Source organism: Archangium sp. (assembly GCF_045802675.1).
Taxonomy (GTDB): Bacteria; Myxococcota; Myxococcia; order Myxococcales; family Myxococcaceae; genus Archangium.
On record NZ_JBJMQO010000148.1, the window covers coordinates 15,983 to 37,763 of the forward strand.

Consider the following 21,781-nt stretch of genomic DNA (forward strand, 5'->3'; position numbering starts at 1 on the left):
CCACCGGTCATCCCGGCTCGAATAAATTCCGAAACCCCCCGTCCCAACCGGTGTTAGCGAGCACGACGCGACCCCCCACGAGGATGAACACCATGAACCGCTTCTCCACCGCCTTCATCGCCACCGTCCTTCTCTCCACCGGGGCGGCCAACGCCCAGCAGTGGCGCAACCGCAACGAGGCCCGCCAGGACAAGCAGGAGCTCCGCCAGGACAAGCAGGCGCTCCGCGACGACCGGCGCGACGTGGCCGACCTGGAGGATGTGCTGTCGCGCTTCGACCAGGCGTGGAACCGGCAGGACGAGCGCGCGATGTCGGCGGTGGAGAACCGGCTGCGCGAGCTGATGCGGCGGGAGTTCGACGAGAGCCGCGCCGAGTACGAGAGGGCCCGCGAGGAGGCCCGCCGCAGTGGCCGGGAGGTGCGCTCGGAGCAGCGCGAGGCGCGCCGCGACGGCTGGGGCCGGCCGGCGGCGTACATGAAGGACCGCCAGGACGTGCGCGACGACCGCCGCGACCGGCGCGATGACGTGCGCGACGCGCGCGTCGAGGCCGCCACGCTGCAGACGCGCGCGGCCATCGCCCGGGAGCTGAACTGGGTGATGGGCAGCCGCAACCCGATGGACCTGCAGCGCGAGCGCAACCTCATCACCCAGCTCGTCCAGGTGGCCCGCGCCGAGGTGCAGCAGACGAAGCAGGAGCTGCGCGAGGACCACCAGGAGCGCCGCGAGGACCGTCACGAGCGCCGCGACGACCGCCGCCGCTACTAGGAAGTGAGCCGTGAAGCCGGGGTGGGGACGTCCGCCCCCACCCCACGCCCCGGGTGAGGACTACAGCGGGGGCATCGCCTTGCGGACGCTCTCGCGAGCTTCCAGGCGAGCGGCCCAGGCCTTCACGTTGGGGAAGGCCTCGAGGTCCACGCCCATGGGGCCGCGCAGCATCAGGCTCGAGACGAGCGAGAAGTCGGCGAGCGACAGCCTGCCGCAGAGGAACTCCTTGCCGGCGAGCGTCTTCTCCAGCACCCCGAGGTCCCGGCGGACCTTCTCCATGCCGGCGGCGTACTTCGCCTCGTCCTTCGTGCGGCCGAACAGCTTCGCGTAGACGGTCTCCATCATCACCTCGCTGGTGGAGGGGCCGAAGGTGGTGGCCTGCCACTGCAGCCACTGCTGCACCAGCGCCATGCCCTTGGGGTCCGCGGGCAGCAGCCCGCTCTCGGGCTTCTTGGCGGCCAGGTAGCAGAGGATGGCGTTGGACTCCCAGAGACAGAAGCCGTCGTCGTCGAGCGTGGGCACCTTGCCGTTGGGATTCCTGGCGAGGAACTCGGGCGACTTGTGCTCGCCGTTGCGCATGTCGACGGCGATGAGGGTGACGGGCAGGCCGAGCTCGTTGACGACGGCGCGGACCTTGAGAGCGGCACTGGAGAGCGGGTTCTCGTAGAGCTTCATGGGGTTCCTCGGGGTAGGGGGGCGGACGATACGCCGGACCGCGCGCGCTCCCTACCAGGAGCCCTCGGACCCCGCCACCCGGAAGCACGGCGGGCGAGTAGCCTGGCTGCTGGCCTTCAGGGGAGCGCGTTCGCGCCCGCGAAGGCCTTCATCCAGACGAGCTCGTCCCGGGCCCGGGGCTCGCAGCACGCCTCCTGCAACGAGGCCAGGGGCCAACGGTACAAGGCCGCCTGCTTCACCGCGTCCTCCCACCGCCCCAGTTCCATCCAGGCGGCGATGGACTGTTCCCAACCCTGGGGGTGCTGCATCAGCTCCGCGCCGTTCTTCTGGAGCCGCAATCCCATGTCCAGCTCCCGGTCCGAGCGCTGCTCGCGCAGGCGCGCCCCCGCGTCCCACAGCAGCCGTCCGAGCCACCGCTGCTCGTCCTCGTTCAGGTGCGCCTTGCTGGCCCGGGCCCGCTGCAGCAGCCACGAACCGAGGAAGACTCCCTGGGCGAGGGAAGTCATGACCCAGGCGTGGTGGCCTGGCGCGGGCAGCAAGCCGTCCAGGAGCGTGCGCATCTCCCGGAAGAAGGACTCGCTCGAGGGCTGCTTCCACTCGGGCAGCGCGACGAGCTTCTCGAGCGCCTCCAGGTCACCGCGCGAGAAGGGAGCCGTGAACGCGCTGCCGGCCAGGAAGGAGACGAGGCCGAGCTGGAGCGTCGGAGCGGGCCCCGCGAGCTGCCCGAGCCGCTCCACCACCGGGGACAGCAATTGCTTGCGCAACGGCAGGAGCTCGTGGAGGGCCAACAGCTGCATGTACAGCGCCATGAGGAGCGGCACGGAGGTGCGGGCGTGCACGTTTTCGAGCACCCCCTCCTGGTAGGGATAGGACAGTGTATCCGTGTCCAGCACCCCCATCGCGAAACGCCGCTCCCCGGCCTGGGGCTTCATGGCGGCCCGGATGTCGGCGATCACGAGGTTCGACTCGAGGGGAGGAGGGAGCAGGGTGCTGTTGCGGAAGTCTGGCTTTCCGAGTGACTGCCAGACCTCGAAGAAAGCATGGCGCCAATCGGGGGCACGGGGCCGGCGCTCGGCGAGCGCGAGCAGCAGCCGTCCCTCGGGAGAGTCCCGCAGGCCGGGGAACGCGAGGTTCGTCCTCGCCTGCGTCCACTCGCCCGCTTCCATGAACAGACACGCGCGCAGCAACCGGCACAGGGCATTGGGCTCGGGCCAATCGAAGACAATCCCCACCAGGCTCGCGGCCTTCGGGTCGCCCGCGTAACAGGCCCAGAGCGCCGCTTCGTAATGCGGATTGCTCCAGGCCACCTCGTACTTCGGCTTCCTCGCGCGCTCCTCGAGCCACTCGTAGGCAGCCCATCCACCACCCGCCGCGAGGGGCACCAGCCCGAGGGCCCACCCCAACACCCGGCGCCGGGGCCAGCGCTGACGGCCTCCCTCCACCTTTCCCTCTTCTGTCGTCGACGTGCTCATGGGGCTTCCGGAGGCTCACGCTATCGTGAGGGCCATGCGGCATACCGCGAGACGTGGGCCCCTGCGACTCCTCGTGCTCCTGGCCGTGCTCCAGGCGGGCTGCCGGATGGAGCCGGACGACGTCCTCGAGTTGGAGGGGGTGGGGAAATGCGGCCCCCGGGACCTGTCGCCCGAGTGCTGTCTCAAGCACAACCCCGGCCAGTGGGAGCGCTGCACCGGCACGTCCGAGCTGGCCCGGCATGCCGAGCAGACCGCGCGCACTGCGTCCCTGGCACACAAGGTCATCGCCGCTGGAACCGCCACGACCCTGGCGGCGCAGCCCCTCTTCATCAACTCCGCCGAGCGCCGCGGCTCGGAGTTGGCCTCGGACCTGCTCGCGAAGATCGAGCAGGCCGTCGTGAAGTGCGTCCGCCAAGCGGACCAGGAAGTCAACGACTACCATTTCCATGGCGGGAAGCCGGACCGGGAGCTCTGCCAGCAGCTCAAGACAGGCGACCGGACGACGTGGGCCATGTACCTGGGACTCTTCAAGCACGAGAAGGCCTGGCCATGTCTGCGCGAGGCCCTGGACAAGCTGCTACCGAAGAAGAACTACCTCCTGAACCCCCGCTTCCAGCTCGATGAACGGACCGGAGAGTGGAAGTACCTGGATGAGGCCCACGTAAAGGAACTCGTGGCGACGCAGGGCTGGAAGGGCCTGAAGGGCACCATCGAGCCGGACCTCGTCCTCATGGATGCGCAGGGCTTCATCATGCACGTGTACGATCTCAAGTTTCCGTGCCCGGAGAGCAATGGTGCCCAATGGACGTGGTACACGGACGAGCCCTGGGAAGACTTGTCGCAGGGTGAGCTCTATGAGCACGCCCTCGGGGTCACTCCCTTGCTCGTGTCACCCCGAGAGGGCGTGCAACTGAACCCGAAGTAGAACGGGAGGACCCATGCACTACCCGAATCTGGTGCACCGCGACTGGCGTGGCGGGGTCCACGCGAGCGATGCCCTGGTCATGAACTTCTACATGCAGCACCCTCATGGGCGGCTCGCCACCGCCGCCATCCGCGCCCTGGAGCTCTTCCGGGAACGGATACGTCCTCACGCACTCACACGGCTCAACATCGGGGAGGGACAAGACGAACCCCTCGATGACGCGACCTGGACGAGAATCCGCAAGCGAACGCTGGAGCCAGAACCCAACCAGAGCGCATTCATCGAAATGGTGGATGACTACCGCCGGTTCGCGGGGTTCTGCGCGAACTACCGAGGGTTGGGCACCATCCCTGTCCCCTGGCCCTTCCGGAAGGATGACGTGAGCGTGCTGTACTTTCGCATGCCCACCGGGTTCCTGGTGGAACGGGGTCCCAAGTACATCCATGCGCTCGCGCTCGAGTTGGCGGCGGCACTGCCCTTCAACTCGGGGTACGCGGACTTCGTCCTCTGCTCGTCCCGGCATGAGTTGGAGAAGGCCCTCTCGCTCATCTGCCCACGCTACCCAGGCATGCACGTCGCGTGGGACCACGGCAACATCCATCACATCAACACCTGGGTGGACGGCGTGCACTGGATGAACTTCCTCGGCCAACCGGTGCTCGGGAAGCTCGGAGGGCTCGCCGGCCTGCGCGAGCACCTCGACCTCCCGGGCATCTCCCTCCATGAGATGAGCGGCGAGCGCGTCCTCATCACCCTCGGCGATGCGCCGGAGACGGGCGACCTGGAGGCGGGCCACTCGCTCCCCCTCCACCGCGCGCTCGCCCGGATCCTCGAACCGCACCTCTTCCTGAGTAAATCCATGCTGGGCAAACCCGGCCCCGAGGCCCTCACCCGCTGGGAACGCCGTTTCCTGGACTGAAGAGCCCCGGCCGCGGGCTCGGACAGCAACCGGGCGGACACTGTGTTTCACGCAGAGTCGACGGAAAGGATGGATTCCGTCCCAGGGCCGGTATTCTGTGCCCCTGCCCATGTCCTCCAAGCCCTCCCTGCTCCAGGTCCTCAAGAGCCCTCGCGCCTGGCTCCTCGTGGCGCTCGGCTTCTCCTCCGGTCTGCCCCTGTTGCTCGTGGGCGGCACGCTCTCGGCGTGGATGACCAACGAGGGCCTCGACCTCAAGACGATTGGCATCTTCACCCTGGTGGGCATGCCCTACACGCTCAAGTTCCTCTGGGCGCCCCTCATGGACCTCGTGTCGCTGCCCTTCCTGGGCCGGCGCCGCGGGTGGATGCTCGTCACGCAGGTGGGCCTCATCGGCGCCATCGCCGCCATGGGCACCTTCAATCCCAAGGACTCGCCCGTCGCCATGGCCGCCCTGGCCCTGCTGGTGGCCTTCTTCTCCGCCAGCCAGGATGTCGTCTCCGATGCCTGGCGCACCGACACCCTCTCCGAGGCCGAGCGCGGCTTCGGCGTGGCCACCTTCGTCATGGGCTACCGCTTCGGGATGATCGCCGCGGGCGCCCTGGCCCTCAGCCTCTCGCAGTTCATCGGCTGGTCGCGCACGTATTGGATCATGGCCTCGCTGATGGTGGTGGGCGTGGTGGCCACCTTCGTGGCGCGCGAGCCGGAGAACCACCGTCCGCCACGCACCCTCGCCGAGGCCGCCGTCGTCCCCTTCGTCGACTACTTCCGCCGCAACGGCGCCGTGCTCGCGCTCGTCTTCCTGCTGCTCTACAAGCTCGGCGACGCCATCGCGGGCGGCATGACGACCCCCTTCTTCCTCAAGCTGGGCTTCACCAACCTCGAGGTCGGCGCCATCAGCAAGGGCGTGGGCATGGGAGCCACCATCGCCGGCGCGCTGTTCGGCGGCGCCCTGATGGCGAAGCTCGGCATGCGCCGCGCCCTCTTCGTCTTCGGCGCGCTCCAGGCCCTCACCAACCTCACCTACCTGGCGCTGGCCCTGGTGGGGAAGAGCCACCTGATGCTCGCGCTGGCCATCTGCACGGACAACGTGTGCGGCGGCATGGCCACCACGGCCTTCGGCGCCTTCACCATGGCGCTGTGCAACAAGCGCTTCAGCGCCACCCAGTTCGCGCTGCTCTCCGCGCTGGCCAACCTCGGCAGCCGCCTGCTCACCGCCACCTCCGGGTGGCTCGCCGAGGGCCTGGGCTGGGCCGGCTTCTTCGGCCTCACCGTGGTGCTCGCCATCCCCGCGCTCGTGCTGCTCACCTTCCTCCCGGAGGGCATCGCCGCGCCCGTGGTGGAGCCAGCGCCCGCCGCCCCCGAGCCGTCCCAGAATCCGCCCGCGCCCGCCACCGCCGTGGCGCGCTGAAGGTCAAGGGGTTCCCCGCGCAGCCGCGGTCTGCCAAGGTTCCAGGCGTCTTCCCACCTGGAGCACCCCTTGCGCCGACCTGCCACGCCGAGCCTCCTGTGCGCCGCGCTCGTCCTGAGCGCGTGCAGGTCCAAGCCCCCCGAGTCCCCGCCTCCCGCCGCCCCCGCGCAGGAGGCCAGCACCCCGGAGGCGCCCACCACCGCCGCCGCGCGCTTCTCCGGCACGAGCCTCTCCGTCCTCGAGCCCGTCCCGCCCGAGCGCTGCCGGTGGGTGCGGCTGGGCCTGGACGGGGCCCGCGCCGAGCTCTTCACCTTCGACGGCACGTGCGAGCGGGCGCAGCTCTCCTGGAGCCACGAGGCCACCCGGGGCGCCGTGCTGCTCTCATCCCACGCCGAGGCCCCCGAGCGCGCCTGGGTGGTGGACTTCGCCTCCGGCCAGGGCGTGGAGCTGCCCCTGCCCCGCTCCGGGCACACCACCGACCTGGGCTTCGACCCCGAGGGCCATCCGCTCGCGCTCGTCTCCCCCGAGGGCCTGCCCACCGAGCCCTCGCAGCAGGCCGTGGCCCGCGCCTTCCTCCACGATGACGAGGGCTGGCACCTGCTCGAGTCCAAGGAGACGGCCTACGAGGGCGAGGGCCCCGGCAGCCACGCCCTGGATGCCACGCGCTCGCTCGGCCCCACCACCACGCTGCTGGGCCCCGAGGCCCTCCCGGTGACGCGCGAGGTGGAAGGCGGCAGCGCGGACCTGGCGGCGCTCGGCAATGCCTGTCCGCACCAGCACAACGGAGACGGGGGCGAGTGGGCCTTCGTCCCCACGCCGAGCGGCCCGCTCTTCGCCTGGCGGGTGTTCGCCGAGCTCCCCGCCTCCTGCCAGCCCCTGCGCTGGTACGAGGGCACGAAGCTCGCCGAGCCCGAGCGCCTCGCACTGCCCGCCGGCGCCTGCTTCCAGCTCTTCCTGCGCGACGACGTGCTGCTCGTCTCCAGCGAGGAGGCCGCGCGCGTCTATGACTTGCGGCGGCACCAGCGCCTGGCCGCGGCCGACAAGGCCCTCAAGGCGCGCTTCTGGCCCCGCGCGCAGGTCACCGCCGCCATGAGCCCTCCCTGAGCGGGCACGAGGGCCCGTAAGCCCTCCGCTGCTTGTCTGCCTTCCTGTCTGGCCCTGGCGACACGTTGCCGCCGGGCGGGCAAGCCATGACCGTCCATGGGACGGAGGCATTGCACCATGGCGAACCAGGACCGACGCCCACCCCCGCAGCCGGCCGAGGACATGTTCGGCCGCCCCACGGACGTGCGGCACGAGCAGGAGAAACCCGAGGGCCAGCCCTCTCGCGAGCAGCAGGGCGCCCACCCGTTGCCCAAGAGCGACCCGGAGGACCCCGAGGAAGACTTCCACAAACAGTGCGACGCGTTCCACCAGCACTGCGCACACGAGGCCAGCGAGGAGATCGCCTACGGCGGCATCGGTGAGATTCCCGACGGCGACGGCGTGCGCAGCGACCGCGGCACCAATCCGCTCCCCGAGGGCTACTGGTCCGCCTTCCCCGACAAGCGTCCGGACGGGCACTGAGAAATATGGACGCGGACCGCCAGGTCAGGAAGAGCCGCGGCCCGCTGCCCTCGAGCGACTGGAAGTCCGAGGCCAGCCCCGCCGCGAGCCCCGCCGAGCGGAAGCACACCTTGGCTACCGGCAGGCCGCGTCGAGCAGCTCCGGCCGGTACTCGAAGTGCATCGTGTCGTAGTGGTACCAGCGCCCGCCCCAGATGAAGCCCTCGGCCTCGAAGGCCTCCACGAGGGCCCGCGGAATCTGATTGGCCCAGCGCACCGGCTCCTTCGGCCTGGCCCACTCCCAGTAGTGCGAGCGCTTCACGTTCACGTCGATGGACACGCCGTACGAGTGCGCGCTCTGCCGGTCCGTGTTGGCGATGTTGCGCCACACGAAGGTGCCGCCGAGGTTCTTCAGGTACGGCCGCAGCGAGGGCTCCTGCTTCACCGCCGCGTCGAGCCGCTTCGCCACGCGCTCGAAGGCCGGCGCCGCCTTGCGGTTCACCTTCAGCTTCTGCCCGAGGAAGTCGACCTCCACCACGTCCACCTTCGCCTCGGAGTCACCGTAGGTTGCGTGGAAGAGCGGATCGAAGCGGATGCGGCCCGGGTCCTCGTTCTCGCGCGTCACCGGCTGGAGGGGGCCCGGGGTGTATGGGATTGAGAAGGTGTCCTCCAGGTCCGGGGAGGCGAGCTTCTCCTCGAAGGACTTCGTCTTCCCGTCGTCCCACGGGTACGTGGCGCCACCGAGCTTCGCGTGCCACGCGCCATCCACCTTCACGGGCTCCACCGGGTACCACTTCGACAGACATGCCAGCGCGCGCGGCGGTGACTCGGTGGCAGGCGCAACGGGAGCGGCAGGAGGCGTCTCGGCCCTGGCGCTGCCGGCGAGCACGAGGGCGAACACGAGGGGCAGTGGGCTGTGCATGACCCCGAGCCTACCGCCCCGGCGCCGCCGGATTGACATCGGTGCGGGGCGGCCCATGCTCGCGAGCCCATGCGAATCCATCACCTGAACGGGACGACGTTCTGCCCCCCCGCGAGCGGCCTGCTGCTGGGCCACGCGGGCGCGCACATGGTGTGTCATTGCCTGCTCATCGAGACGGACGAGGGGCTGGTGCTGGTGGACACGGCGCTGGGGCTGGAAGACATCCACGCCGAGTCCCACCGGGACGTGCGCAAGCAGATGGGGACGCTGCGCCCGAAGCTGGACCCCGAGGAGACGGTGGCGAGGCAGGTGGAGAAGCTGGGCCACCGGCGCGAGGACGTGCGGCACATCGTGCTGACGCACCTGGATCCGGACCATGCCGGAGGGCTGCCGGACTTCCCGCGAGCGCGGGTGCACGTGTACGCGGCGGAGCACGCGGCGTCGGTGGCGAAGCGGAGCCTCACCGAGCGCATGCGCTACCACGACATCCAGTGGGCGCACGGCCCGGACTGGAAGCTGTACGAGCGAGCGCGGGGAGAGCCGTGGTTCGGCTTCGAGTGCGTGCGCCAGCTGGAGGGCCTGCCGCCGGAGATTCTCCTGGTGCCACTGGCGGGGCACACGCGAGGACACTGCGCGGTGGCGGTGGACCGGGGAGACTCGTGGCTGCTGCACGCGGGGGATGCGTACTTCTTCCGGGGAGAGACGGACGTCGAGCGTCCGCACTGCCCGGTGGGACTGCGCCTCTTCCAGAACGTCATCCAGACGAGCCGCGAGGAGCGGCTGCACAACCAGGAGCGGCTGCGCGAGCTGAAGCGGACGCAGGCCGGGAAGGTGCGGGTGTTCTGCGCCCACGACGAGGAGGAGTGGCGGAGCCTCGCGGGGCAGGAGGCTCCGGCGGGCGAGGCGGCTACTTCTTCTTCGGAGTCGCGAGCCGCTCGAGGCTAGAAGCGAAGCTCTTGCGCTCGGGGTTGAGCGGCGCGTTCAACTGGCGCTGCTCGCGCACCGAGGCAGTAGGGGACTCGAGAGGGCCCTCGTGGGCCTCCTTGTCGAAGCGGTCCTGACCGCCGCCCACGCGGCGAAGCGCCTGCGTGCCATAGATGCGGCGATTCGGGTCTCTCCCTGACATGGGACTCCTCCGGGTGACGGTGGTGGAGAGAGCATAGGCCGGAGCGTGCCGGGCATGCACGAAGGGCCCCAGGGCAGGCGGGCGTCCACTTGCGCTCGGAGCATTTCCGGGCGATCTCCGCGCCATCGGGTACCCTGCACCGGCAGCCCCACCCCCTCGCATGTCCTCCTCGTCGACAGCCCCGCTCGCTCCCGAGTCGGCCCTGCTCCGCGTCGCGCCTCCCCCCGAGGCGTCGCCCCTGCTCCGCGCCGAGCTGCGCCTCAAGGAGCTCCTCGCCGAGCTCGAGGCCCTCGACACCGAGCTCGACTCGCTCAGCCTGGAGCTGGAGCGCTTCGCCCGCGCCTACGAGGACTCCCTCTCCGCCTCCTTCGAGGAGGTCAGCCGCTCCGAGCGCCTCCTGCGCCGGCTCCGCAACCTCCAGGACGCCGCCGCCGCCCTCACCCGGCTCCTCGAGCAGCCCGCCCTCCCGCCTCCGGAGCCCCCCAGTGCCGAGCGCACCACCCCGCCCGTCTCCGAGCGCCGCGCCCACGCCTCCGAGGATGACACCGCGGACTCCTTCCATGACGACGAGGACGCGGACGCCTTCGAGGACGAGGAAACGCCCGAGGACGACACGCCCTCGGACGAAGACGTCCTGGCCGAGCGCGAGGACGAGACGGTGGCCCTCAAGCGGCTCCACCGCCGGCTGGCGCGCCTGCTCCACCCGGACCTCGCGCAGTCGGATGAGGAGCGAACGCGGCTCGACTCGCTCATGGCCCGCGTCAACGTGGCCTACGAGGCCGGAGACCGCACCACGCTCGAGCTCATCGCCGCCAAGGTGGGCGCGGGCGACACCGCCCCGGACTCGCTCACCGATGACGAGCGTCTGGCGCACCTCGAGCGCCGCATCCGCATCCTCTCCACCGCCGCCAACACCCTGCGCCAGCAGCGCGAGAGCCTCCGCTCCACCGCCACCGCCCGCCTCCACGAGGAGTCCCGCCGCCGCGCCGCCGAGGGCCGCGACTACCTCGCCGAGACGCGCGCCGAAATGGACGAGGAGCTCCACTCCCTGGCCCAGGACGCGCGCGCCCGCATGCGCCAGCTCGAGCGCGCCGCGCGCACTCTCACTTCCCTGAGGAACAAGCGCATGTCCACGCTCGCCGACAACGGCAAGGGCCGCGGCAAGCTCCGCGCCTTCGATCCCGTGCTGGAGAGCCCCCTCGTCCGCCAGGGCGTGCTCCGCCTCGAGCGCCAGCGCGCCACCCCCGCCGCGCGCGAGCTCGCCCGCCGCCTCGAGGACGCCATCTCCCAGGAGCCCTGGCAGGTCGCCCTCACCCTCATGGCCTTCTTCGCCGAGGCCGCCGGCCGCCCGCCTCCGGGACTCGACTCCGCCGAGGCCTGGGCCGAGCGCTATGAGCTGCTGCGCGAGCTCGACATGCCCGAGGCCCCTGGCTTCGACCAGGCCCTCACGCGGCTGCCGCGCCACCTGGAGTTCGGCATGCGGGTGATGAAGAAGGAGGTGCGCTTCGGCCTGCAGCTGCGCGACGCCGAGCTGCTCGCCGCCGTGCCCCTGGCGCTCCAGCGCGCGGACGTGGCCGAGCGCGGCCGCTCGGTGCTCGCCGTCATCGGCCCCCAGGAGCAGTGCAAGCGCTGCGGCGAGGAAGTGTTGCTCCAGCACCTGCTGCGCACCCGCGGGCTCGACGAGCTCAACGGCCTGCTCTGCCCACTGTGCGCCCACGTGCAGAAGAGCTACTGGCTCTACAGCCGCACCGAGGGCCAGGAGGCACTGCTGCCCCACGCGCTGCGCCTGCGCACCATCGTCGAGCAGGGCCTGCGGCTCTCGGGCACCACCCTCGGCTTCCAGCTGCTCCCCGAGGAGCGCGAGGCCCTCACCGTGGGCGGGCTCCTCCAGCGCTTCGTGGACCTGTACCTCCAGCCCTACGGCGTGGAACTGGAGCCCGCGCACCTGCGGCTCGTGCAGGGCGGCAAGGTGCTCGCCCCCGGGACGCCGGTGGGCAAGGGCGCCCTCACGCTGAAGCTCGAGCCCGAGGCCGGCACCTCCGAGAAGGAGGTCCTCGAGCTGCTGCGCTCGCGCATCGAGCGGCGCTTCCGCCCCGACGCCTCGCGGTGAAGCCAGACTGAAGGCTTCGCGGGCTCAGCCGCCCTGCTGACGGCCTTCAATCGCGCACAGGAGGACCGCCGCCGCGATGCCCAGGCGGCGGTCCAGCTGGCCAGAGGAGTCCGCGGAGAAGTCGAGGGCGATCTTCTGGATGAAGGGGTTGAAGTGCTGCCGGAAGGAGAAGACCGGCGAGCCGCCCACCGAGCCCTGGAAGGTCTGCGGCACGAGGTTGGTGAGGAAGCGGCGCACGATGGCGAGCGCCAGGCTGTCCTCCTGGATGGAGCCCACCTCGTGGTCGTTGACGTCGAGGATGAGCCACTCGTCACGCAGGATGGACTTGAAGCCCTTGCGGCGCAGCGCGCCCACCTTCTGGCCCGACGCCGAGTCGGTGACGTCATAGGTGGCGCTGATGTCGAGGATGTTGCGGGCCTTGATGGAGAAGACCTCCTGCTGCATGTCCTCGCCGGTGAAGACGCGCAGGTCCTCCTTGAGCTTGAAGGCCTTCATCTTCGAGTAGAAGACGACGTTGCCCGCCTCGTCGTAGATGTGGAAGGCGCCGCCGAAGAGGGTGAAGACCTTGCGGCGAATCATGTAGCGGCTGTGGCCGAAGCGGCCAGCGGCCAGGTCACTGCGTGGGCGCGGCTGGAGTGAGGTCGTCACGAGGTCCCCCTGCGGGTGAAGCGTGGAGCCCCGGTATAGCGCATCGCGCCGGGACTACCGAAGGAGCATCCCCGCCCGGCCCGGCGCCGGACGCGGCCCACGAAATCCACCGCATCAGGTCACATGCCCTTTCCCTGCGTCCCGCGGTGGTTCTGACTAGGATGAGCCCGGACTTCGAGGGGAGAGCCATCGTTGACCGAAAAAGACCTCGTGACCGGGTTCGAAGGGCTCCTGGAGAAGCTGGATGCGAGCGTGGAGCGCGTCCAACGGCTCGTCGGACGTCTGGCCGCGGCGGTGGAGGTGGCCCGTCCCGAGGTCGAAGCGGCCATGGAGGAGGCACTGGCCGCTGGAGCCCAGACACGTGAGCTCCTCGAGTCGCGCGCGCTCGCGGCGGGAATACCCCTGCCGGCCTGGGTGGACAGGCAAGAGCTGGAGGCCACCGCGCGCTCGCTGTCAGCCGAGCTCCAGCGGCTCGCCGAGCGCCGCCCCCGTGAGCGGCTCCTGGCCCTGGCCCGGGAGCTGGAAAAAGGGAGAGCGCGGCACCGGATCGCCGCGAAGGCGCGGTACCTGGAGAACCTGCGAACACGCGCCCATCTGGAGGTCGAGCGCGCCGCGTCCGTGCCAGAGGGACAAACGCCTCCTTCGCTCCCCGGTCCCGATGCGCACGAGGAGAGCTGGCTCGGCTGGTTCTGGTCGCTCGTCGAGCCACGATGGTCCGAGGTCCACGAGAGCCTTCAGCACAGCCTTCCCGCGCTCGCGGGCTTCGTCTTCGAGACCGAGCGGGAGTGGTGGGAGCCCGAGAGCGCCCCGGAGCCCGAGAGCGCCCCGGAGCCCGAGAGAGTCCCCGAGCCACCCGAAGAGCCGCTCGCGGCCGCTCCCCCGCCGCCCGAACCCGAGGTGATTCCGGCCCCACCGCGGACCGTCGTGCTGGAGTTTCCCCCTGCTCCGGAAGTGCCGAAGGCGCGAGTCACGGCACCGCGGCCCACCGTGGCCCCGGCTGTCTTCCAGGGCTCGCCCCAGCCGGTGAATCTCCTCCCCGAGGACCTCCAGACCTTCGACAAGTTCAGGCAGTTCCACTGGCTTGATCCCCACAAGGTGCTCAGAAGAGCCCCCTGGCGTGACCCTGGCTTTCCGAAGCAGCTCCTGGCCAGCAGTACCCAGGCGCTGATCGATTGCAGGCTCGCGCACCTGTGGCTGTTCGCCTCCGCCGCCCGGGAGCTCGGCATCCCGGGAGCCCCCGCCCTCGAGGACATCGAAGCACTCGCGGCCCTCTGGGCACGGCCGGATCTCGAGACGAGCGGCGGCGACGAGCAGAGGGGCCATGCCCTCATCGAGCAGTTGAACAACTCCACCCTCACGTCCTCCGCGGCGGCCCGGCTCCGGGTGGTCCTCGAGGCGCTGCGGCCCAGCGGCGCCCTGCGGCTGTCCCTGGCGCAAACCGAGGAGGTCGTGGAGCTCGCCAGCTTCCAGGATGCCCAGCTCCGCGAGGTCATCCGGGCCCTGCTCAAGCTGGGCTTCTATGTCGCCACGCCCATCGACCTGCTGCGCAGTGCCGTCCAGCACGCTCCGACGAAGTCCCAGGACGAGCTGAGAAGCGACGTCCAGGCCGCTCGCCAGAAACTCCACGACGAAATCAAGAAGCTCTGGAGCGCGGCGGGCGGGAAGATTGAACGGACGCACTGCCGCGAAGCGTGGACGGAGTTCATGGGGGAGGCCCGCCCCCTGTTCGACGCGTTGAGCGCCTCCGCGGTGCCCGAGGCGGCCCGCCGGCTGACGAGGCTGAAGGAAACGTACGAGAAGATCGCCGACAGGCGCGGCGCGAAGTACGAAGACCGCAAGCGCATGGACCGCGCGCTCCGCGGCCTCATGGAGGCCGCCCAGGAGGTGGTGCAGGCGGACCGCAAGCTCGAGGCGCACGAGCGCGAGGTGGAGCTTCCCGCTCCGGGAGTCCCCGTCCCCCTGGACATGTACAACGCGCTCGGCCGGGTCAGCGCGCTCGCGAGTCCCGAGGAGGAGCTCTTCCGCCGGTTGCTCCAGCGGGTCGTCCAGGGAGCGCACTCGAGCGCCCGCGTCGAGCTCTCGCTGACCGTGAGGGATTTCCTCGAACGTCCGTCCCTGCTGGAGTCGGTTCCCCGCGTGTCCCTTCCGCAGGAGAGCGCGGGCCTGGACACCTCCGTCGTCGAAGTGCGCTCCATCCTCTCCCAGGTCACCGCCGCGGCCACCCTCATGCAGGAGCGGACCGTCAAGGAGCCCAGCTCCGCGATGGTCTCGACCCTCCCACGCCATCTGGCCGAGGCGGGACGCACGGACCTCCTCATCCACATCCAATCGCTGTCCCTCCAGGAATCGCTCGCCGCGAACCAGGCCCTCCAGGATGCGCAGACGCGCGTCTACACCCTGCTCACCACGGGGACGAACCGCTGGCACGAGCTCTCGGATGTCGCGCACCCGCTTGCCCCCTCCTTCCGGCAGGCCTTGGATGAAATCGAGTCGCTCGCGCAGGCGGAGCCTCCCTACCGCGCGAAACCCGAGCTGCTCGCCCATTGGTTACAGCTGCTCGACGACGCTGGAAGCGAGGCCCTCACCCAGAGCGTGAGCCAACTGCGTCTGCGCGCCCAGGGACTGCCCGCGGACAAGAAGGCCGCCCTCGAGGAGGCCCTCTCGGCCAGGCGTCTGGCCGATGCGCTCTCCCTGCTCGGGGGCGAGACGCGCCTGCCCTTGCCCGGCGTCCGCGCGGTGCTCTCCAGGCCCCAGGCCCGCTCGCGCTTCCCCCAGGCCCCCGAAGCCCTCCTGCGTTACACGGGAAGCGGCGACGAGCTGCGCAACACCTGGAAGGAGGGACTCGGCTCGGACGCGCAGGAGGAGAAGCTGCGGCTCGCGCTCGCGCACTTCGTGTTCGACAGCCGCGGGACGGGCCGCGCCGGAGAGCTCAAGAAGCGCAAGCGGGACGTGGCGATGAGCTGTGAGCTGCTCCGCCGGAGGAGCGCGGAGCAAGGGCTCAATCCGTCCTTCGTGCCGCAGCTCGCGCGCTTCCGGGAGATCGTCATCACCACTCCGCCCGTGCCCCCACCAACAACGGGTTCGTGAACCGGACGGCGGAGTACATCTCCAAGTTCGAGCACTGCATCTCGGTCGTGCTCGTGCCGCGGCTGCCGGCCCAGGTCCGCGAGGAGCTCCTGCATGAGCTCCGCCGGCGCTCGTCCATCGCGGCCGCCATCTTCGATGACCTGGATCTCTGCCGGCTGCTCAACCCGGGCGGCCAGCTGCCCAACCTCCTGCTGGGACTGCTGGAGATCATCTTCGAGCAGCAGCGCTGGCGGGCGTTCTCCCCCTTCGAGCCGCAGGAGGGGCAGCACACGAAGATGGAGATGTACGTCGGCCGGAACGATGAGGCGGACAAGCTGTTCAGCTCGGCCGGCTACTCCCGGCTGTTCTCGGGGCGCAAGCTGGGCAAGAGCGCGCTGCTCAAGCACGTACACGACACGCAGGATGGAAAGAAGCTTCCCTCGGGGCTCATCCTGCGGGTGCTCTACGTCCCGGCGGTCGGTGTCGACAGCGAGGCCGGCATCGTGGACCAGATTGAACAGTCCATGCGCAACGAGCTCTCCTTCGAGTTCTCCTCCCAGGGTGCCACGCCCGCGGCGCGGCTGAGCCAGACCATGAAGCGGTTCCTCGAGGAGCGGCCCACGGAGAGCCTGCTCATCTTCCTCGACGAGGCGGATGCGTTCGTCGAGGAGCAGAACCTGGCGTATGACGACCGGCGCGAGCAGTGCCTCACCTGGCAGATGCGCACCGTCATCGAGGCGCCCAAGGACAAGATGGACCTGCCGCGGGTCCGCTTCGTCTTCTCGGGCTACCGGGTGACCCACCGGGCCGAGGGCGCCTGGGCCAACTGGGGAGATGTCCTGCGGCTGCGGCCCCTCGCGCCCCATGAGGCCGCCGCGCTCATCGCGGGCCCGCTGGCACGGCTGGGGGTAGACGCGGGCCACGAGGCCGGAGCCATCGCCTACCGGTGCGGCTACCAGCCCGCGGTGCTCATCAAGTTCGGCCAGCAGCTCCTCGAGCACCTGGAGGGCGTCACGCCGGCCGCGAAGCGCGATTCGGTGGCCATCTCGCCCGAGCACGTCGCGACGGTGTTCGCCAGCCAGCCCGTGCAGCAGGAGATCCGCACGGTCGTCTGGAACAACTTCCAGGGCAACCGCCAGGGGCGCATCATCTTCTCGGCCCTGCTGCTGGAGTTCTCGGAGCTCGCCCCCGGCGGCGTGGTGGATGACGCGGCGATGCGCGTGCTCAAGCGCCTGCAGCAGATCGTCCCCGGCTTCAGCGGCTTCACTCCAGAGGAAGGCGCCTCGCTCGACGTCATCTCCCGGCACCTGCGCGACTTCGTCGGGCGCTCCCTGCTCATCGAGAGCGAGCCCACGACGAACAGCTTCCAGCTCAAGTTCCCCCACCACCTGCCCGTCCTCCTCCAGGAGGACCAGACGACGGCCATCCAGGACCAGGTGAGCGCCATCTCCGTCAGCCCTCCGCGCAAGCAGGACCGGGTGCGCTCGCTGCTGGGCGGGGCGGTGCTGTCGGATCTCGCCTATGCGCTGGATGCCACGGAGACAGGCGGCCTGGAGGTCGCCGCGGTCATCGTCTGCTCCCAGTGGGCGGAGGCCATCGAGCACCCCACCGGGGGGGTGGCGGACCGCCTTGGCTTCGAAAAGGGGCAGATCCTCGACACGGCCCGGGTGGAGCCGCTCCAGCGAGCCCGCGAGCCGCGCATCGCGCTCTCGGCCGCGAACCCCGAGGTGGCGGTCCAGGTACTCGCGGCCCGTCTCCAGAAGCTGCCCGCGCCCCTGTTCCTCGGAGGCGCGGACCTGCTCCGGTGGGGGTTGCGGCAGAAGTCCGAGGAGGCGCGGATCCACGAGGTCGCGGCCCTGGGCCGGCTCACGGCGCTCCAAATCCAGTGGTGGTTCGAGCGCGTGCGGGGTCTCGAGTTCACGGGACGCAGCCGCATCGGCGACATCCTCGCGCGCACGAGCGGCATTCCCTTCCTGCTCGGGCTGCTCGACAGAATCTTCATCACGCGGGTGGGGCTGGATGGAGCGAACGTGTCGGAGCGCGAGGTGGAAGAGGTCTTCAGCTCCTTCGAGCAGTCCTTCGGAGAGACAGTGAAGGACCTCCAGAAGGGCGGCCCCTCGGTGAGGCTCGAGCCCCGCGAGAGCGAGCTGCTGCGGATCATCTGCCGGGCGAGCCGGGACACGGACGATCGCGAGGCGTTCATCGAAGCGGTCATGGAGGGCTGGCCCATCCTCTACGGGAGCGAGCTGGCGCTGCCGGCCATCACCGCCGCGGATGCGGCCTCGCTGTCGGTGCTGCAGCGGCTGGGGCTGCTCCCGCTCAGACAGGACCGCAACCAGGCGCTCCCCCTGGAGCACCTGACCCCGCTGCCACGGCAGGACGCGCTGTTCCAGATCGTCGAGGCACTCGGGGCATGAACCTGGAGCTGACGCTGGCGGGCCAGACCCTGCCCTGGCGGATGGAAGGCTCGACGGACATGTCCACGTGGCTCCGGGGCCGGCCCTGGCTCGAGCTGGGCGGAGTGAAGACGGCGCGGGTCGCCCGAGGCCATCTCGACGACATCATGGGCCTCATCCGCCGCGAGGCACGCGCCGCGGACGATGGCGTGTCGGACCTGCGCATCTGGCGGTTGCGCGAGGAGTCACTCCAGGGCGGCATCCGGCACGCCCTCGAGGAGTGGCTCAACGTCTCGCCCCGGACGGAACGGGAGTTCTTGAGGATTCTCGGCGAGGCCCTCGAGCTGAGACCCGTGGTGTTCCTCGGGTGGTTGGGCGGCACGGCGCTGCCGGGCGAGCTCATCGACGGAGCACGCCGGGTGGCGGAGGCCGTGCCGAAACTCGGCTTCAAGAGCGCACCGACGTTCGTCCTCCTGCACCCACGGCGGCAGGTCATCGGAAGCACGACGACCGTGCTGGACACCGGCTTCCCGCTGGAGTTCGCGGCCTTGAAGAAGGTGCCCGGCGCGGAGCTGCCGACGGCGTGGCGGACCTATCTCCACCTGAGGGTCGCGTGGGAGGCGGGCGGTGACGTCGAGCAGGTGCTGCAGTGCGATGCCCCGCGGTTGAGCGAGCTGAAGACAGGGGATGACGAGGCGTGCGAGAGCCTGCTCAACGAACACGCCCGGAAGGAAATGGAACGGCTGCCGGCCAGCGAGCGGGAGCAGGCCGTCCGGTGGCTGGAGGAGACGGTGGCCCAGGCCCCGGCGCGAGGCGCCAGGCCCGGGATGGAGAGAGGGATGCCAGCGCCCTGGCTGGCGCGCGCGCTGCTCCTGGAAGGCAGGGCGCCCACGGCGCGCCGGTTCCTGCAAGCGCGGCTCGTCTGCATGCCCCTGGCGGAGCTCCTGCTGACGAAGTGCCTCGAAATCGAGGCGCTCCAGCGGACACGGCTGATGCTCCAGCGGCTGCCCGAGGTGGTCCCCTCGGAGGTGCTCGTGAGACTCGAGCGCTTCCAGGGAGCGACCCCGAGCATGGAACGAGAGCTCTACCCGGCCACCCACCCGGCGCCGCCCAATGACTCCTGGGCCTTCGCGACCCTGGGAGAGTTCATGGAGAACCTCGTCGGGCTGAGGCCTTCGGTACGCAGGTCGCTCGAACAGTTGAGGCTGCTGCGCAACGCCGTGGCACACGGCCACTATGTCGGGTGGAAGGCCCTGACACGCCTCTGGCAGACGGAACAGGAATTGGAGTGGGGATAGACGGCTTGACCCGGGCCACCTCCCGCGCCCTCATGCCCTCATGCCCACCCTCTGCCTGCTGTGCCTCGCCCTGCTCACCGCCACGCCCGACGCGGGAACGCCCGATGCGGGAACCGCCGCCGCCCCCACGCCCACGGCCGCCGTGAATGCCGTGCTCGATGACTGGCACCAGGCCGCGGCGCGGGCGGACGAGGCGCGCTACTTCGGCCACTTCACGCCGGACGGCGTCTTCCTCGGCACGGACGCCACCGAGCGGTGGACACGCGACGAGTTCCGCGCCTGGGCCAGGCCCTTCTTCGCCAAGGGCAAGGCGTGGAGCTTCACGCCGGTGTCCCGGCACGTGAGCTTCTCGAAGGACGGCGCGGTGGCCTGGTTCGACGAGGCGCTCTCCACGCCCAACATGGGCCCGGCGCGAGGCTCGGGCGTGCTGGTGAAGGATGGGGGCGCGTGGCGCATTGCCCAGTACAACCTCTCGCTGCCCATCCCGAACGACCTGATGAAGGAGTTCAAGGCGCGCATCGAGGCGCACGAGAAGAACCGAGCCACGCAGAAGGGTGACAAGTAATCTAATCCTCCCCAGGTCACCGCACCTCACTCAGCATTCTTTGGATCCACCACTGCATGTTCACGGAATTCGAATTCCCTCAATGGAATACCCACCGCCTGGGGCTTACCCCCGCGAGGCTACGTGACCTCAAGCCCCTCGTGGTGCTGGCAGGCCCCAATGGCGCTGGCAAATCCCGTTACCTACGACTCGTGAATGACATCGTGAGGCAGGCATATTCGGAATGGCAGGATATGGTCAGGCTTCGGGGGAACGTCAAAGCTCTCAAATCCAGGCCTCAATCAGGCCCCGAGCTAGAATCATACCAGAGGCACTTATTGGAACTGGAGCGCGACCGCCTGAGAGTAGAGCGTTCCCCCGGTTGGAATGACTACCCCAAGGTCATTGCACTGACCTACAGCGCGGATAGCGTTCCAGATCCCCAGGAAGAGCCGCCGTCACGCGCCCGCGAGCTCGTAGCTTCCAACAAGACCGGAGGCTTCGGCAGTGCCAGGACCAGCTTGCATGCCTACTTCTACCAGGTCGCGCGAGCACTTCACGATGCAGATAACCCACGAACCACGAACAACCCCAACTTCCAACAAGGATTCGAAGATGCCATTGCCTTCAATCGAATCTTGCAGGCGCTTCTATCCGCCGAGATCGAGCCCGATGTCGACAAGCACGGGGGGGTAGTCCCTCACTTCCGGAAGCGACTTTTCCAGCCAGATGAACTCTCCGAGGGAGAGGCCATTCTGGCCGTCTGGGCAATCTTGCTGCATCGGCAGAGGGAATGGCTCCAAGACGCCTGCGTACTGATCGATGAGCCTGAAAACCACCTACACCCAGACGTGTGCATCCGAGCGCTCTTCGCATTACGGAACGACATTCTCGGCCCGGGAGGACAGATCTGGCTAGCGACACACTCCATTCCCCTCATCGCCTACGCGGGCATGGAGTCTGTTTATTTCGTGGACCACGGCTCTATCGAGTACGCCGGCAACAAGATCGAAAAAGTCATTGATCGGCTCCTGGGCGGAGAGCAGGGTCGCGCCAGGCTCCACACGTTCATCTCCGATGCGGAGGAGATGGCCTTCGATGTCTTCGCGGCCCAGTGCTTACTCCCACCCGACGTGGCGAGTGCCCGAGAGAAAGATCCGCAGCAGGAACAGATGGTGGGCATTGCTTCGAAGATCGGAGCGCACAAGGAGAATGTCCGTATCCTGGACTTCGCGGCTGGCCGTGGCCGTCTTGCCGCCGCGCTGAAGCAGGCGGGTCTCGCGACCAATCGCAAGTTCACCTATTACGCCTTCAACGACGCGCGATTCTCCAAGAAGGAGGAGCTCCAGGAGTGCACGCAGCACATCCGCCAGCTCGAGCTGCCCCTCCCGCCCGAGAACTACCTCGTCGACAGCCTCTACAAGCTCACGGGCCCAGGCTCGGAGCCGATGGATCTCGTCGTGATGTGCAACGTGCTCCACGAGATTCCCGTGGACGACTGGCAGCGGTGCTTCGCCGATATCGTTGAGGTCCTCGCCGAGGATGGGAAACTCGTCATCCTCGAGGATCAGCTCCCCAATGTCGGGGAACTGCCTCATGAAAATGGCTACGTCATCCTGGACGAGTTCGCGCTCAAGGAACTCTTCAACTCACGGAGCGCGGTAATGGCCCTCCACTCGGAACAGGACGCCCGACTGACGGCCTTCGCCATCACCCGATCGGCCCTGAAGCAGGTCACTTCCGAGACCATCGGAAAGGCCCTCGGGAAGGTGATGCGGCGAGCCCGTGAGGAAATCCGGAGGATCCGCGCGGTCAGCATGAACGAACGCACGTACCAACTCGGACGCAGGCACGCGCACTTCACCATGCTCTACGCCAACGCCCAGCTCGCCCTGGAGAAATACCCGGAGAGTGGACGCGGGTGATGAACGCCGCGCCCGACAACCTCCCCTGAGCACTCCGGC

18 protein-coding genes are annotated in these 21,781 nt (G+C 69.3%); 13 read left to right on the top strand and 5 right to left on the bottom strand.

Annotation, left to right across the window (positions count from 1 at the left end; translation table 11 throughout):
* Positions 1-92: 92 nt before the first annotated feature.
* Entirely contained in the window at positions 93-764 is a 672-nt protein-coding gene (locus ACJ8AN_RS40430; RefSeq protein ID WP_407760971.1) for a hypothetical protein, read from the top strand.
* Between the two features lie 60 nt (positions 765-824).
* Here ACJ8AN_RS40430 and ACJ8AN_RS40435 read toward each other — a convergent pair whose 3' ends face one another.
* Both ACJ8AN_RS40435 and ACJ8AN_RS40440 read right to left on the bottom strand, forming a co-directional pair.
* Positions 825-1,439 carry a glutathione S-transferase family protein gene (locus ACJ8AN_RS40435; RefSeq protein ID WP_407760972.1) on the bottom strand — a complete coding sequence of 205 codons (615 nt, stop codon included), beginning with the start codon at positions 1,437-1,439 and terminating at the stop codon, positions 825-827.
* A 116-nt stretch (positions 1,440-1,555) separates the two neighbouring features.
* A complete protein-coding gene (locus tag ACJ8AN_RS40440) occupies positions 1,556-2,911 on the bottom strand; it encodes a hypothetical protein (RefSeq protein WP_407760973.1) in 1,356 nt (451 codons plus the stop codon).
* Positions 2,912-2,945: 34 nt separating this feature from the next.
* Here ACJ8AN_RS40440 and ACJ8AN_RS40445 point away from each other — a divergent pair, with 34 nt between their 5' ends.
* The 5 genes from ACJ8AN_RS40445 to ACJ8AN_RS40465 all read left to right on the top strand — a co-directional run bounded on the left by ACJ8AN_RS40445 (position 2,946) and on the right by ACJ8AN_RS40465 (position 7,729).
* Positions 2,946-3,836: a hypothetical protein gene (locus tag ACJ8AN_RS40445; RefSeq protein WP_407760974.1), complete on the top strand. Its 891-nt coding sequence runs from the start codon at positions 2,946-2,948 to the stop codon at positions 3,834-3,836.
* Positions 3,837-3,849: 13 nt separating this feature from the next.
* Positions 3,850-4,755, top strand: a complete 906-nt coding sequence (locus ACJ8AN_RS40450; RefSeq protein ID WP_407760975.1) for a type VI immunity family protein — start codon at positions 3,850-3,852, stop codon at positions 4,753-4,755.
* Positions 4,756-4,864: 109 nt separating this feature from the next.
* A complete protein-coding gene (locus tag ACJ8AN_RS40455; RefSeq protein ID WP_407760976.1) occupies positions 4,865-6,163 on the top strand; it encodes an AmpG family muropeptide MFS transporter in 1,299 nt (432 codons plus the stop codon).
* A 69-nt stretch (positions 6,164-6,232) separates the two neighbouring features.
* A complete protein-coding gene (locus ACJ8AN_RS40460) occupies positions 6,233-7,267 on the top strand; it encodes a hypothetical protein (protein WP_407760977.1) in 1,035 nt (344 codons plus the stop codon).
* Between the two features lie 117 nt (positions 7,268-7,384).
* Positions 7,385-7,729, top strand: a complete 345-nt coding sequence (locus ACJ8AN_RS40465; protein ID WP_407760978.1) for a hypothetical protein — start codon at positions 7,385-7,387, stop codon at positions 7,727-7,729.
* Between the two features lie 114 nt (positions 7,730-7,843).
* Here the strand turns inward: ACJ8AN_RS40465 and ACJ8AN_RS40470 are convergent, their stop codons facing one another.
* Positions 7,844-8,629 carry a M15 family metallopeptidase gene (locus tag ACJ8AN_RS40470; protein ID WP_407760979.1) on the bottom strand — a complete coding sequence of 262 codons (786 nt, stop codon included), beginning with the start codon at positions 8,627-8,629 and terminating at the stop codon, positions 7,844-7,846.
* Positions 8,630-8,698: 69 nt separating this feature from the next.
* Between ACJ8AN_RS40470 and ACJ8AN_RS40475 the strand changes: the two genes are divergently transcribed.
* Positions 8,699-9,574, top strand: coding sequence for an MBL fold metallo-hydrolase (locus tag ACJ8AN_RS40475; RefSeq protein ID WP_407760980.1), 876 nt, complete (start codon positions 8,699-8,701; stop codon positions 9,572-9,574).
* Here the strand turns inward: ACJ8AN_RS40475 and ACJ8AN_RS40480 are convergent.
* Positions 9,537-9,755 (bottom strand): hypothetical protein, encoded by a 219-nt coding sequence (locus tag ACJ8AN_RS40480; protein ID WP_407760981.1) that lies wholly within the window; start codon positions 9,753-9,755, stop codon positions 9,537-9,539. The two genes, ACJ8AN_RS40475 and ACJ8AN_RS40480, sit on opposite strands and share 38 nt — an antisense overlap.
* A gap of 160 nt (positions 9,756-9,915) precedes the next feature.
* Between ACJ8AN_RS40480 and ACJ8AN_RS40485 the strand changes: the two genes are divergently transcribed.
* On the top strand, positions 9,916-11,865 hold the full coding sequence (locus tag ACJ8AN_RS40485; protein WP_407760982.1) for a molecular chaperone DnaJ: 1,950 nt from the start codon (positions 9,916-9,918) through the stop codon (positions 11,863-11,865).
* Between the two features lie 24 nt (positions 11,866-11,889).
* Here the strand turns inward: ACJ8AN_RS40485 and ACJ8AN_RS40490 are convergent, their stop codons facing one another.
* Positions 11,890-12,513, bottom strand: a complete 624-nt coding sequence (locus tag ACJ8AN_RS40490) for a hypothetical protein (protein WP_407760983.1) — start codon at positions 12,511-12,513, stop codon at positions 11,890-11,892.
* A gap of 210 nt (positions 12,514-12,723) precedes the next feature.
* Here ACJ8AN_RS40490 and ACJ8AN_RS40495 point away from each other — a divergent pair, with 210 nt between their 5' ends.
* Genes ACJ8AN_RS40495 through ACJ8AN_RS40515 form a run of 5 tightly spaced genes read left to right on the top strand, consistent with a single transcriptional unit; the run spans position 12,724 to position 21,742 of the window.
* Complete coding sequence (locus ACJ8AN_RS40495) at positions 12,724-15,600, top strand: hypothetical protein (protein WP_407760984.1); 2,877 nt, start codon at positions 12,724-12,726, stop codon at positions 15,598-15,600.
* Positions 15,597-17,996: a hypothetical protein gene (locus tag ACJ8AN_RS40500; RefSeq protein ID WP_407760985.1), complete on the top strand. Its 2,400-nt coding sequence runs from the start codon at positions 15,597-15,599 to the stop codon at positions 17,994-17,996. The genes ACJ8AN_RS40495 and ACJ8AN_RS40500 overlap by 4 nt, the downstream gene beginning before the upstream one ends.
* Positions 17,993-19,273 (top strand): hypothetical protein, encoded by a 1,281-nt coding sequence (locus ACJ8AN_RS40505; RefSeq protein ID WP_407760986.1) that lies wholly within the window; start codon positions 17,993-17,995, stop codon positions 19,271-19,273. Before ACJ8AN_RS40500 ends, ACJ8AN_RS40505 begins: the two co-directional genes overlap by 4 nt.
* A 40-nt stretch (positions 19,274-19,313) precedes the next feature.
* Positions 19,314-19,838, top strand: coding sequence for a nuclear transport factor 2 family protein (locus ACJ8AN_RS40510; protein WP_407760987.1), 525 nt, complete (start codon positions 19,314-19,316; stop codon positions 19,836-19,838).
* A 56-nt stretch (positions 19,839-19,894) separates the two neighbouring features.
* Entirely contained in the window at positions 19,895-21,742 is a 1,848-nt protein-coding gene (locus ACJ8AN_RS40515; protein ID WP_407760988.1) for an AAA family ATPase, read from the top strand.
* Positions 21,743-21,781: the final 39 nt, after the last annotated feature.

What these genes read in the sequence shown, in the direction of transcription:
- ACJ8AN_RS40430 (WP_407760971.1), top strand. Translation starts at nt 93, where the DNA reads ATGAACCGCTTCTCCACCGCCTTCATCGCCACCGTCCTTCTCTCCACC.
- ACJ8AN_RS40435 (WP_407760972.1), bottom strand. Translation starts at nt 1,439, where the DNA reads ATGAAGCTCTACGAGAACCCGCTCTCCAGTGCCGCTCTCAAGGTCCGC.
- ACJ8AN_RS40440 (WP_407760973.1), bottom strand. Translation starts at nt 2,911, where the DNA reads ATGAGCACGTCGACGACAGAAGAGGGAAAGGTGGAGGGAGGCCGTCAG.
- ACJ8AN_RS40445 (WP_407760974.1), top strand. Translation starts at nt 2,946, where the DNA reads ATGCGGCATACCGCGAGACGTGGGCCCCTGCGACTCCTCGTGCTCCTG.
- ACJ8AN_RS40450 (WP_407760975.1), top strand. Translation starts at nt 3,850, where the DNA reads ATGCACTACCCGAATCTGGTGCACCGCGACTGGCGTGGCGGGGTCCAC.
- ACJ8AN_RS40455 (WP_407760976.1), top strand. Translation starts at nt 4,865, where the DNA reads ATGTCCTCCAAGCCCTCCCTGCTCCAGGTCCTCAAGAGCCCTCGCGCC.
- ACJ8AN_RS40465 (WP_407760978.1), top strand. Translation starts at nt 7,385, where the DNA reads ATGGCGAACCAGGACCGACGCCCACCCCCGCAGCCGGCCGAGGACATG.
- ACJ8AN_RS40470 (WP_407760979.1), bottom strand. Translation starts at nt 8,629, where the DNA reads ATGCACAGCCCACTGCCCCTCGTGTTCGCCCTCGTGCTCGCCGGCAGC.
- ACJ8AN_RS40475 (WP_407760980.1), top strand. Translation starts at nt 8,699, where the DNA reads ATGCGAATCCATCACCTGAACGGGACGACGTTCTGCCCCCCCGCGAGC.
- ACJ8AN_RS40480 (WP_407760981.1), bottom strand. Translation starts at nt 9,755, where the DNA reads ATGTCAGGGAGAGACCCGAATCGCCGCATCTATGGCACGCAGGCGCTT.
- ACJ8AN_RS40485 (WP_407760982.1), top strand. Translation starts at nt 9,916, where the DNA reads ATGTCCTCCTCGTCGACAGCCCCGCTCGCTCCCGAGTCGGCCCTGCTC.
- ACJ8AN_RS40505 (WP_407760986.1), top strand. Translation starts at nt 17,993, where the DNA reads ATGAACCTGGAGCTGACGCTGGCGGGCCAGACCCTGCCCTGGCGGATG.
- ACJ8AN_RS40510 (WP_407760987.1), top strand. Translation starts at nt 19,314, where the DNA reads ATGCCCACCCTCTGCCTGCTGTGCCTCGCCCTGCTCACCGCCACGCCC.
- ACJ8AN_RS40515 (WP_407760988.1), top strand. Translation starts at nt 19,895, where the DNA reads ATGTTCACGGAATTCGAATTCCCTCAATGGAATACCCACCGCCTGGGG.